This is a genomic window from Paenibacillus sp. FSL H8-0175 (genome assembly GCF_045040615.1).
Lineage (GTDB): Bacteria > Bacillota > Bacilli > Paenibacillales > Paenibacillaceae > Paenibacillus_AQ > Paenibacillus_AQ odorifer.
In genome coordinates this window covers 117,901-130,351 of sequence record NZ_CP150299.1, presented here as the reverse complement: position 1 = coordinate 130,351, position 12,451 = coordinate 117,901, and the positions used below count along the sequence as shown (strand labels likewise).

The window sequence follows — 12,451 nt, the reverse complement described above, 5'->3', positions numbered from 1 at the left end:
CACTCATCCTCTTCGGAGTCACCACGCGAAATAGGACCGATACAGAAATCACCGTTCTAACTGCATTGATCCACAGACTTGTTATGAAGATGCATGTTTACCGCTACGCGCATTTCGTCTATGTCGAACGGCTTTGTAAAATGCATTAACGCCCCTAGCTTGGTCGCCTCCTTAATCATGTCCAGTTCACCATATGCCGTCATCATAATGACCTTAATGGACGGATTGATCTCCTTTAGATGCTTCAGAATCTCGAGTCCATCCATTCCCGGTATTTTCATATCGAGTAAGACCAAATCGGGTGACTCGCTGCGAACAATGTCTAATGCCAATTTTCCGTTAGCCGCTTGAAATGTTGTATATCCCTCACTATTGAACACTTCCATAAGAAGAATCCGGATCCCATTCTGATCATCGACAATTAATACTTTCTTCTTTTCCATACGATACCCTCCCAGAAATTAAGGCAGATTGACTATACCGCGCTCTCCACAGCGACCGGCCCCTTTAGAAACTACTCCATACGAAACCTATTATTCGTGCTTTACTGTCCAAATCCTGCTAATTGGATAAAATGGGTAAATAAAGAGTCTAAAATGAAATAAATGTCAGTTACAATATTTCTATTAAAGGGTAATACAAAAAGAGAGCCTTCGGATGAAGGCTCTCTTCGACTATTTAAGAACCGAGGGTTCTTTCTGTCTGTGTATAAATTATTGCTGCTCGGAATGCGTCAAAGAGGCTTTGACAAATTCACGGAATAGCGGTTGCGGGCGGTTCGGACGCGAAGTGAATTCCGGGTGGAATTGAACCGAGAGAAACCACGGATGCTCTGGAAGCTCTACGATCTCAACTAGACGGCCATCCGGAGAAGTTCCGGAGATAACCAGTCCTGCTTTTTCAATTTCGTCACGGTAAGCATTGTTGAACTCATACCGGTGACGGTGACGCTCATATACCAGTTCATCATCATAGCAAGACATTGCCAGAGAGTCCGGAATAATCTTACAAGGATACAACCCAAGACGCATAGTGCCGCCCATATCTTCAATATCTTTTTGCTCAGGAAGCAAATCAATCAATGGATATTGTGTATTTGGATCGATTTCGGAGCTGTTTGCACCTTGTAGTCCAAGAACAGAACGGCCATATTCAATTACAGAAACCTGCATTCCAAGGCAAATGCCAAAGAAAGGTATCAATTGCTCACGGGCATAACGAATAGCGGAGATTTTACCTTCGATTCCCCGATCACCGAAACCACCAGGAACAAGAATACCGCCAATACCACGCAGCATTTCGTCCACGTTCTCATCCGTAATTTCCTCTGCATTCACCCAGCGGATCTTAACCTCTGCATTCGCAGCAAAACCTGCGTGTGAAAGTGATTCAACAACGCTCAAATAAGCGTCATGCAGTGCTACGTACTTACCTACAATTGCGATTTCTACTGTCTTCTCTAATTTCTGAATCCGGCTAAGCATACTTTCCCATTCGCGCATATCTGGCGCAGGTGTTGTAAGCTTCAAATGATTAACAACAATCTCGTCCAATCCTTCATCACGAAGGTTCAATGGAACTTCATATAACGTCGAAGCATCGCGGCATTCCACAACAGCATTAGCATCAATATCGCAAAAGAGTGCGATTTTGGCTTTCATGTCCGCGGAAAGCTCATATTCCGTCCGGCACACGATGACATTCGGTTGAATACCGATACTGCGCAGCTCTTTAACGCTATGCTGTGTCGGCTTCGTCTTCACTTCTCCAGCAGCCTTGATATAAGGAATCAAGGTTACGTGGATATACATCACATTTTCCCGGCCAATATCACTCTTGATTTGACGAATCGCTTCCAGGAACGGAAGACTTTCAATATCCCCTACAGTACCGCCGATCTCTGTGATAACTACATCAGAGTTGGTCTCGCGGCCCGCGCGGAACACGCGTTCTTTGATCTCATTCGTAATATGCGGGATAACTTGTACAGTTCCACCCAAGTACTCTCCACGACGTTCCTTGCTGATTACGGATGAATAGATCTTACCTGTCGTCACATTGCTGTTCTTCGACAGATTGATATCAATAAACCGTTCATAGTGCCCAAGGTCAAGGTCAGTCTCTGCACCGTCATCCGTTACGAAGACTTCTCCGTGCTGGTAAGGGCTCATTGTTCCAGGGTCTACGTTAAGATACGGATCAAATTTCTGAATCGTTACCTTTAGACCTCTGTTCTTGAGCAGCCTGCCCAGCGAAGCGGCGGTAATGCCTTTACCCAGGGAAGACACAACGCCACCCGTTACAAAAATATACTTTGTCACTGTAAAACCCTCCTAAATAAAGTCCAAACATAAAAGCGGCACATGGTGTTTATCGTAACCCGTTTTACTATCATCAAAACAGGGGAAATCAAAAGTTTAATTCACCGGGGAAAACATAAACCGTCATCCCTCAAATTCCATTAATCTACAGCTACTTTGCATCTAAAAAAACAAAAAAGTGACACCCGTAGAACCGGGGCACTTTTTATTTTAGAAAACACGTTTATTAACTTACATGATAAGCCCATGCAATAGTTTACTCTGACGATCCCCCACTGTCAAGGGAGGAATTATGCCACAGACAAGACTCTTCTGATTATTGATCTTACTTGTCATCCTCGGAATCTTCATCGTCGCCATCTTCTGCATCGTCTTCGTCCGTATCGTCTTCGTCTATGTCATCTTCATCGATCACGACATCTTCGTCGACTTCTTCTTCGCTGTCGTCGTCAGAATAGAGGTCGTCGCGATCTTCATCGATAGCGTCGAAATCCTCTTCTTCAGCTGTGTAGTTTTCTTCTTCATCAGCAAAATCGTCATCTTCCAAATCATCGTCTTCATCGTTGATGATGCGCACCCGTTTAGTGTTACCAACCGGATCATCGGAGCGCTCAAGAGGATACCAGCGTTTCAGTCCCCAAAGGTTGGTTCCGACACAGGCAAAACGCCCGTCAATGTTAATCTCGGTATATAACTGGGCAATAGTATCTTGGCTTTCTTGATCGGTCATGCCGCGTAACTTGGCTACCTCGACCATCAGATCACGGTAATAATACGGTGTATTGGCTGCTTTAAGCACCAGAAAGGCAAGATCCACCATTGGCATTTCTTTAACTTTCTCAGGGTCTAGCTTTAAATTGAGTGGCGTACTCACTAAAGGACACTTCCTCTCACGCATTGTTCACATTACGGTTTATTTCAATAATATCCATTAACAAAACTAAGTAAAACCTATTTAACAACAAAATGCAAGTCAAATGCAAGAACCGCCCAACAGAAAAAGCCTCCTGCTTATTATCCATACAGGAAACCTGTCTTCATCAAGAAGAGTTGATATGTAATTGTAGCAAGGGTCGCCGCACCCAAAGTTTTTAGAAATGGGATTTAAAAAGGCGGAGGAAGACCTCCGCGCATGACTGTATCCACGCCAAGGATCGGCTCCTTACGGGATGTTACAAAGAGAGTTTTAATCTCTTCTGTTTATTTTATGTAAAGCGCCGTCTTTTGACACGCTGGGCAGCCCATTTCCTTAAAAAAGGGCAAGTTCCCATTCGGACCCCTCCCTCCGCTCATACAATATGGCAGCAGGGCACCGAGGAGGGACAGCGAAACCTATGGACTATTACAAATTTTGGAACATGCTTCTTGAAGAAATATCGGTTGCCCCCAAAAATGGTGAGCGGCGTATTCTTACCTTCAACGATCCCCGCCAGTATGCCGGAGCTTTCTCACAATGGAAGGCTCTAAAAGCAAAGCAGCCCGAGCTGCGGCAAGTACAGGTATCTCCGCTGATTCGGGCCTTCTTCGTGCCCGCTGCCGCCGGAAAGCTGATGAACCGATTTGCAGACCTTCTAAATGTCGAGGACGATCTGCAAATCCAAATCCATTCCATAGCTAACGAAAAAAGCGGAATCGCAGCGCTCCCATGGGGGGTGAAAGCGATTCATGCTCCTCAGGCATGGTCTAAATCAACCGGAGTTCACGTCAAAATCGGCGTCATTGACACCGGCGCGGATTACCGTCATCCCGATCTGAAGCATTCATTAGCCACTGGAGTCAACCTACTACACCGCGGAATGCTGCCGCTGGATGATAATGGGCACGGAACTCATATCGCCGGAACCTTAGCGGCAGCAGGGGGGAATCGCGGAATGATGGGAGTGGCGCCGCGAGCGCTGCTATATCCAGTCAAGGCTTTTGATCATAGTGGATCAGCCTATGTATCCGATATTGTGCTAGGTATTGATTGGTGTGTCCAGAACCGAATCGACGTCATTAATATGAGCTTTGGAATGAAGACTAGAAGCAAGGCGCTCCACAATGTGGTTATAAAAGCGTATCGGGCCGGAATCGCCGTCATTGCCTCCTCTGGGAATGACGGCAAACGTGGCGGGGACTATCCCGCCCGTTATCCCGAGACGATAGCCGTGGGCGCCATCGATAAAAGACACCGGGTTGCCGGCTTCAGCAATCGCGGTTCATATATCGATGTATACGCGCCCGGCGAAGGCGTGCCCTCCTGCTGGCTGAAGGAGGGCTACAAAGAAATGAGCGGCACCTCCATGGCGACCTCGCATGTCACGGGAGCCGCCGCACTGCTGCTCGCACTGCGACCGGGCCTCACGCCAAGGGAGCTGAAGCTGCTCTTGCGCCGCACCGCGTCCCCGGTGCGGCTGCGTAAGGGGCAGCGCCGCGCATCCCTAGGCGGCGGCTCTGCCGATGCCCTACGCCTGCTGAGAGCAGGAGTAAGGGCGAAGCGTTCGGTCTCCGCGAACGTGTAGACCCCGCCCGGGCACCGGGTGGGTCACTCTGACGTTAGCGCAGCTGATGCCGGTGCGAAGAACGGCAGCAAAGAAAAATCCGCCCCCCAGGAAACCGGAAGGCGGATTTTTTGTCGTTTGCTGTTGATTTACATGCGATCCGGTGCAGAAACTCCGACAAGACGCAGTACATTGGCAATAGTAGTACGTGTTGCGCCCAGCAGAGCAAGACGCGCCACGGTTTGAGCAGCATCCTCAGTAATTACACGTTCAGCTTTGTAATAACTGTGGAACATCGCAGCCAGCTCATATACATAACGAATGAGGCGATGTGGAGCATAACCTTCAGCCGCAACAGCGATTTCTGCCGGGAGCTCACCAATTTTGCGCAGCAGGTCATATTCATGCACTGCTGTCAGCTTGGAGAAGTCAATTTCAGCGTAATCAGGGATAGAAATCCCTTGCTCCTCTGCCTGACGGAAAATACTGCAAATACGCGCATGCGCATATTGAACATAGAATACAGGATTTTCATTAGAAGTAGAGATCGCCAAATCCATATCGAAATCAAGATGAGAATCCATGCTGCGCATGGTGAAGAAATAACGAATCGCATCGATCCCTACTTCCTCCATCAAATCTTCCATCGTAACCGCTTTGCCGGTACGTTTGGACATTTTGACCTTTTCACCATTCTGGAACAGGCTGACCATCTGAGCAATCAGAACCACTAGCTTCTCAGGATCATTGCCAAGGGCTGACATTGCCGCCTTCATCCGCGGAATATAACCATGGTGATCAGCGCCCCAAATGTTAATCATTTTATCGTAACCGCGGCCATACTTATCGCTGTGATAAGCAATATCCGGGGTAAGGTAGGTATATGTGCCATCATTTTTGATCAAGACACGGTCTTTATCATCCCCGTATTTTGTCGTTTGCAGCCAGGTTGCCCCATCTTGCTCATACACTTCTCCACGATCACGGAGCTCGTCCAGCGAGCGCAGTACTTCTCCGTTCTCATACAGCGAGGTTTCACTGAACCAGATATCGAAGTTTACACGGAAAAGACCTAGATCACGTTTGATTTTATCCAACTCTTTATTAAGTCCATAGGTCCGGAAAAAAGCAGCGCGCTCACTAGGGCTCATCTCGAGCAAGGTATCGCCCTTTTCTGCCACAAGCTCCTTCGCAAAACCCTTAATATCCTCACCATGGTAACCATCTTCCGGCATTTCTGCCTCTTGTCCCAGCTCCTGAAGGTATCTGGTTTCAATGGATTTACACAGATTAGCCACTTGGTTACCGGCATCATTAATATAATATTCCCGGGTCACTTCATAACCTGCATAATCAAGCACATTACACAGCGCATCACCGACAGCAGCACCACGGGCATGCCCTAAATGTAGGCTACCCGTTGGATTGGCACTGACGAACTCCATTTCAACCTTCTGACCTTGACCCAGATTAATACGGCCATAGTCATCCCCCTGCTCAGCAACAAGGCTGATGATTGGGTACAAGTAATTCTTAGACAGGGTAAAGTTAATAAAGCCTGGTCCTGCAATCTCCGCTTTCTCAATAGAAGCTCGGCTCGTATCCAAATGCTCAATAATAGCTTCAGCAATCTGGCGTGGATTACGTTTAGCAATTTTGGTCAGCTGCATAGCAGCGTTCGTAGCCAAATCACCATGCGCCTTATCTCTTGGTACTTCAAGTACAATATCCGGAACCTCTTCCGGTGCAACCAGCCCAGCATTCACAATCGCATCGGCGATGGCTTCTTTTACCCGTTCATTTACAAGCTCTAACGGATTCTTACTATGTGTCATAATTTCGGTTCCTCCTGTATATGCAAACTAATAGCGAACTTTCCTGTCAATTCCTCGTAAACGTACAAATCATATTCCCAGGCAACCGTTAAAGAACGCCCTTCGCGCACAACTTCCAGCTTGTTCGTTTCCGTAGAAAGATTGAACTGCGTATATGGCGAGCGGTAGAATCCTGGCAGACGCCGTCCAGCTTCAAAGCTCTGCTCCGACTGAATCCCGCCATGGCGGATTAGCTTCAGTTGATTGCCTGCAATCTTTATCGTTGTACGAACAGAAACTTCCTCTCCGCGAGGACCCTGCTCTAATTCTTCATATTGAATATATAGATGCGGTCCCTTGGATGTTACTTCTCCATTCGCTTCCATAACATTTCGCTGACCATCTTGAAGGCTCACGAGCGTAATAGAGACATCATATTTGTCAGACTGTATTTCAGGCATCACACGTTCCTCCATTCTGCAAGCCTCTGCATTCTGCATAAGAAAAACGTCTAATGGCAAAGCTTAAACATTTTTATATTAATCAAAGGCCTATTTCGCTTTCCCATTGTACACTATAATCCAGTTCAAAGAAGCATTTCAATACAGAATCAAGCATATCTTCATAAGCACATAAAATATTACCATATTGATGATTAAAAGCACACTTTGAACGTCCATTCTCTATGTATATCATTTACTTCGATTATATTTGCACCTACCAAGCACCTATCGGACATAGATGACCTTAAACGCAGTATGATTCCATATTCGGTGTGATAACGGACCCCTTAGTCGCTATTGGCATAAAAAGCAACCCATTTGAACCTCTTTCTAGGCAATAGTGTTACTGGAGTCCGAAACCCTATCCCAAAGGCCGAAAATTTGCAAATAACGTCAACTGGGTCCGTACCCCTCCGAGGATGAGGGATCTGATAAGGCCACTGATAAGGGTACTATTCAAGCAAGCAACCAAGGATAAAAAATACAGAGCAGCGATTCTCCAAGTATCCGGAGAATCGCTGCTCTGCTGTTTATTTGCGATTTTTACAATACTTCGGACCCTTATATTTTTTTATTGAAGAGAATTATTGGGTCATCACTTTTAAAGAAAACCTGCTTTCCCATGAAGCTCCGCCGTCTTTGGTCACATACAAGGAAGAGTAATCAAGCTCACGGATGGCGAGCCAGCCCTCTTTATTACTAGTGAAGGAGATTACCCCGTCATAACCAGCGAGCTCCGGAAGATTAGTCCATTGCTTACCGCCGTTATAAGAGCGTCCAACTGCCACTTTCTCTGCTGCTGGAGAAAATCCCACTAAAAAAGATGTGCTGTTTCCCACAAGCTGCAGGTTCCCGGGTTTGCCAGCGGCTGGCCCTTTATTGAATTCAGCCTTGCCACTGCCTGGTGCAGGTCCGCCGCCGGCAGTTTCCTGAGCGATCACACGATTCCAACTTTTCCCCCTGTTCGCACTTTCATACAGCGAGTAGGAGGTCTGACTCATCCCCGTACCGCCATAGAGCACTACAGCGACCTGATCTCCCTTAGCGGAGATTTGTCCAAACTCGGGCTCGGCAAAAGCCGCCTTCAGTGAAAGGCTCCAAGTTCCCCCTCCATCTGTGGTCTTCATTACCCGATATCCGCTTCCCGGCACGATTACAACCGCCCAGCCGGTATTCCGGTCACTAAAATAAGCGCCTCGTGTATTGGGTGGGGTGGAAATTTTACTCCAGCTCAGCCCCCCGTCTTTGGTGTAAAACGTGGCGGCTCTCTCATAAGCAAAACCTTTCTTACTATCGATAAAATTTATTCTTTCAAAGCTGACGGCATTGTTCGAAAGTCTCTTCCACTCCGAGCCACCGTTAGAGGTACCAATTAAATATTGAGCCTGCCCCTCCTCTACAGAAGCAAGAGCAAAGCCATGTACATTATCGGGAAAATCGAATTGTTTGAAGCTCCATTGGCCTTGATAGATCTCTTGAAAATGGCAACCTCCGTCAGAGGTACCAATCATAAATCCGTTACCTGCTGCCCGTCCGGTATTCCCATTCAAAAACTGAACATCAGAAAAGCTAAGCGGTGTGGATACATCGCCTGAATGCTTGTTTTGCAGGGCCTGTAGCAAGCCGTGATCTCCCGTGCCGCAAGTCGCTGGTGCTGGTGCAGCATGTACAGAAGTTACAGGTGCACTCCAGCCTGAAACCATAATAAGCGTCGCCGAGAGGGCGGTTATTGTCGTCTTATGAATCCTTTTCGTCCATTTCATGATGACACCTCCTAATATGTATATACCCTTACTCACAATCCCTACTCTGTTATACCGCCAGAGAGGATACCCTATCTACCTTAAACAATCACAAAATAGAAACAATTTGTTACCCTCCATATCCCTAATGAATATCCTTCCAGATCCTTCCCCATAATATGAAAGAAAGGAGTCTGGTGCCATGACACGCGAATCAACGAATCCACCGAAACGAAAAAGCCGCTTCCGGCGTTTATTTCGGCTGCTGGCAGCCTTGATCATATTATTTGTATTAACCACCGGAGCTCTGCTCGGTTATCTATATCAAAAAGATCTTCCACCGATTAGCGATGATGTGCGCTCCAAGCTGTTTGACTCCCGGGGCAATGTTCTTGCCACCTTTACCTCAGACGGCCGCAGCCGTGAACCCGTCAAATTAAGTCAAATTTCTCCCCTGCTCATTGAAGCTACACTAGCAGTCGAGGATCGTAAATTTTATGAGCATTCCGGATTTGATCTGAAAGGGATGGCACGAGCTGTTCTTGTCAATCTGGAAGAGGGGAACCGGTCGCAGGGTGCTAGTACGCTAACTCAACAGCTCGCACGTAACCTCTACCTATCCCATGAAAAAACGTGGACGCGCAAGGCTAAAGAAGCTGTCTATACGATGCAGCTGGAGATGAAATACAGCAAAGATGAAATCCTGAACATGTATTTAAATAATATCTATTATGGCCACGGTGCTTACGGCATTGAAGCAGCCTCACGGATGTATTTTGGTAAATCTGCAGCTGATTTAGACCTGGCAGAGAGTACCATGCTGGCTGGAATTCCAAAGGGACCTACCTATTATTCACCATACAACCACATGGACAATGCTAAAAACCGCCAGAGAATCATCCTGACCGTCATGGCGAATTTAGGTAATATCACTCAGGAAGAAGCCGGACAAGCTGTCCAAGAGAACTTAAACTTCAAGCCGCAAGGGCAAAAGGATACGCTTGTAGCTGCGCCTTATTTCCGGGATTATATCCGCAATTTGGCTATAGAATCGCTCCACATCAGTAATGATGAGCTGGAGCAAGGCGGACTAAATGTCTATACCACCCTTGACCCTGACATGCAGCATGCCGCAGAAAATGCTGTTGACACAGAGATGGATCAAACTAGTGATCTGGAGACTGCGCTTGTATCCATCGATCCTCGCACCGGTTACATCAAAGCAATGGTCGGCGGAAAAAATTATCGTACCAACCAGTACAATCATGCTTTGGCCACCACACGCCAGCCGGGTTCTTCCTTTAAGCCGATTATGTATTTGGCCGCACTCTCTTCCAAAGAGATGACAGGACTTTCGGTCTTCAATAGTCAGCCAACGATGTTTCATTATGATAACAACCGCAAAACGTATCAGCCCCGAAACTTTGGGGATAAGTATCTGGGTGAAATTAATATGCGGCAAGCTATCGCAGCATCGGACAATATCTATGCTGTTAATACAATTATGAAGATCGGCGCGGATAAAGTGAGCGAAATGGCTGCGAAGATGGGCATTGACAGTCCACTTCAAAGCGTACCTTCGCTGGCACTAGGCACTTCACCGATCAGTCCGCTTGAAATGGCTGCGGCTTTTGCTGTAATTGGAAACAGCGGTCAGAAAATGCCGACCACAGCCATTCTAAAAATAACCGATTCAAATGGCATGGTCCTGTATGAAGCACCTCAACCCAAAGGAGTAACCGTCGTAGAACCTTCAGCTGCCTATGTCCTGACTCGTTTAATGGAGGGGGTATTCGAGACTGGGGGGACGGGCAATCGGGTGGCTTCCATAATCAAACGTCCGGTAGCCGGCAAGACCGGCACTACGGATACAGATGGCTGGATGGTAGGATTCACCCCGGAGCTATCCACGGCAGTCTGGGTTGGATACGACAAGGGGCGCGACATCGCAACTACCGACGGACGGCGTGCGGCTCCTATTTTCGCCCAATTTACTGAAAAAGCGCTGGAAAATGTCCCTCCAAAAATTTTCCCCATTCCAGATGGAGTGGTCAGCGTATACGTCAATCCGCAATCCGGTAAACTTGCTACAGCAGCATGTCCCGACAAAGAACTGGAAACCTTTATTAGTGGAACTGAGCCCACCGAATACTGCGAATTGCATGGGACAGGCTCCGCTCCTGCTGTCGATGACATACAAAGCAAGGTTGATCCTGCTGAAGAGAACCGTTCCCTATGGAAGAACATTAAACGCTGGTGGTTGAATTAGCCTCTTCATTTATATTGAAGGGGTTTTTCTTTTTTATAAGTTATATATTGTAGTAACAACAGAATTTCCAAATTGAAATATCACTTATCACATAAGGGATGTAACCGTTTTATTTATTATGCTTACCCCATTCTCTTAACTCTCAATTACTGCTATAATAGTTATTAGAAACCAAAATAAATTGATGTAAATGAGGGACATGGGATGAAGGATACAGGCATGATCCGGAGTTTAGACAGTCTTGGGAGAATTGTGGTTCCCGCAGAAATCCGTATGACGCGTAATATCGACATTGGTGATCCTATCGAATTTTTTGTTTTAGACGAAAAAATCATCGTCCTTAGGAAGTACACCTCGACAGAGTGTACATTTTGCAGAAGCCACGACCATGTCACCTACTATAAAGAGCAGTTTATTTGTAGCAGCTGTCTAAAAGAAATTGTCGATCCTGAACGCATGTCTCAATTGCCAGAGTCACGTGAGGATTTTGTTGTTGAGGCACCAGAGCACAACACCAGCATCCGAAAGTCGAAGACAGAGGAAATGTGCCAACGTCTGGAACAAGCTATTGAAGATCATCCCTATGCCAACCAAAAAGAACTTGCAGAAATCCTCGGGATTAGCCAAGCCAGAGTGAGTCAGCTCAAACGCAAGCTTAGCAGTACAAGCAAATCATAAATTAAAAAAGCTTCGACGCTCCTATTTCCGGAGGTCGAAGCTTTTTTTATATCGGATAACCCTTCTGGAGGCTCCTATACTATTCAGTCAGTGCAGCTTTAAGCTCATCTGAGGATGCATTCCACCATGCTTCATTATGAGAGATCAGAAGGGATTTGAGCGCCGACTTCTCAATGGCTCCAAGCCCTGCCACATCGATCTTGCGTTTAAGAGCTGCATCCAGCTTATTGACATGCTCGGCAAGAATTTTCCATCCGCGGCGCGCTTCTGTATCAATCCACATTTCACAGGCTGTGATTCCACCATAAAATTGAGCTTCCAATGTACGGTCTACCGCTACCCATACCACCCAAACCTGTCTTCCATTCGGTACATCTTCACGATTCATGGAAAATTTAATTCCTTTTTCCACCTTGCTCTTGGCATGCATGGCACCGATATCAATAACCGCCACATCACCATCAATAATGACAGGTGAAACGTTGTTGAGATCTATAGAGCCTGCTCCAAAGCCTTTATGTTTACTTTTAGCGTTCACAATATTTAAGGCAATCTGTTTCTTGCCCTCCGGTTGTATGTTGTCCACGAGTGCACACCCTTCCTCTTACGAATAATTTAATTTTAGCTAATAATGCGGCGATTGC

10 protein-coding genes are annotated in these 12,451 nt (G+C 46.6%); 3 read left to right on the top strand and 7 right to left on the bottom strand.

Annotation, left to right across the window (positions count from 1 at the left end; genetic code table 11):
* Positions 1–56: 56 nt before the first annotated feature.
* From MHH46_RS00605 to rpoE, 3 genes are all read right to left on the bottom strand, one after another.
* Positions 57–443 carry a response regulator gene (locus MHH46_RS00605; RefSeq protein WP_036679935.1) on the bottom strand — a complete coding sequence of 129 codons (387 nt, stop codon included), beginning with the start codon at positions 441–443 and terminating at the stop codon, positions 57–59.
* Positions 444–713: 270 nt separating this feature from the next.
* Entirely contained in the window at positions 714–2,321 is a 1,608-nt protein-coding gene (locus MHH46_RS00600; RefSeq protein ID WP_076130377.1) for a CTP synthase, read from the bottom strand.
* 325 nt (positions 2,322–2,646) lie between these two features.
* A complete protein-coding gene (gene rpoE, locus MHH46_RS00595) occupies positions 2,647–3,195 on the bottom strand; it encodes a DNA-directed RNA polymerase subunit delta (protein WP_036679939.1) in 549 nt (182 codons plus the stop codon).
* Positions 3,196–3,655: 460 nt separating this feature from the next.
* On the opposite strand from rpoE, the gene MHH46_RS00590 reads away from it, so the two are divergent.
* Positions 3,656–4,822 carry a S8 family peptidase gene (locus MHH46_RS00590; RefSeq protein ID WP_036679942.1) on the top strand — a complete coding sequence of 389 codons (1,167 nt, stop codon included), beginning with the start codon at positions 3,656–3,658 and terminating at the stop codon, positions 4,820–4,822.
* Positions 4,823–4,950: 128 nt separating this feature from the next.
* On the opposite strand, the gene argS is transcribed toward MHH46_RS00590, so the two are convergent.
* The 3 genes from argS to MHH46_RS00575 form a co-directional block, all read right to left on the bottom strand.
* Complete coding sequence (gene argS / locus MHH46_RS00585) at positions 4,951–6,636, bottom strand: arginine--tRNA ligase (RefSeq protein ID WP_036679944.1); 1,686 nt, start codon at positions 6,634–6,636, stop codon at positions 4,951–4,953.
* Positions 6,633–7,076, bottom strand: coding sequence for a DUF1934 domain-containing protein (locus MHH46_RS00580; RefSeq protein WP_036679946.1), 444 nt, complete (start codon positions 7,074–7,076; stop codon positions 6,633–6,635). Before MHH46_RS00580 ends, argS begins: the two co-directional genes overlap by 4 nt.
* 626 nt (positions 7,077–7,702) lie before the next feature.
* Positions 7,703–8,881, bottom strand: coding sequence for a hypothetical protein (locus MHH46_RS00575; RefSeq protein WP_076195056.1), 1,179 nt, complete (start codon positions 8,879–8,881; stop codon positions 7,703–7,705).
* A gap of 181 nt (positions 8,882–9,062) precedes the next feature.
* Between MHH46_RS00575 and MHH46_RS00570 the strand changes: the two genes are divergently transcribed.
* Together MHH46_RS00570 and MHH46_RS00565 are read left to right on the top strand one after the other, a co-directional pair.
* Complete coding sequence (locus tag MHH46_RS00570) at positions 9,063–11,129, top strand: transglycosylase domain-containing protein (protein ID WP_076195054.1); 2,067 nt, start codon at positions 9,063–9,065, stop codon at positions 11,127–11,129.
* A gap of 204 nt (positions 11,130–11,333) precedes the next feature.
* Positions 11,334–11,807, top strand: coding sequence for an AbrB/MazE/SpoVT family DNA-binding domain-containing protein (locus MHH46_RS00565; protein WP_038568063.1), 474 nt, complete (start codon positions 11,334–11,336; stop codon positions 11,805–11,807).
* Positions 11,808–11,886: 79 nt separating this feature from the next.
* Here MHH46_RS00565 and MHH46_RS00560 read toward each other — a convergent pair whose 3' ends face one another.
* Positions 11,887–12,393 carry a YwhD family protein gene (locus MHH46_RS00560; RefSeq protein ID WP_036679953.1) on the bottom strand — a complete coding sequence of 169 codons (507 nt, stop codon included), beginning with the start codon at positions 12,391–12,393 and terminating at the stop codon, positions 11,887–11,889.
* Positions 12,394–12,451 lie beyond the last annotated feature (58 nt).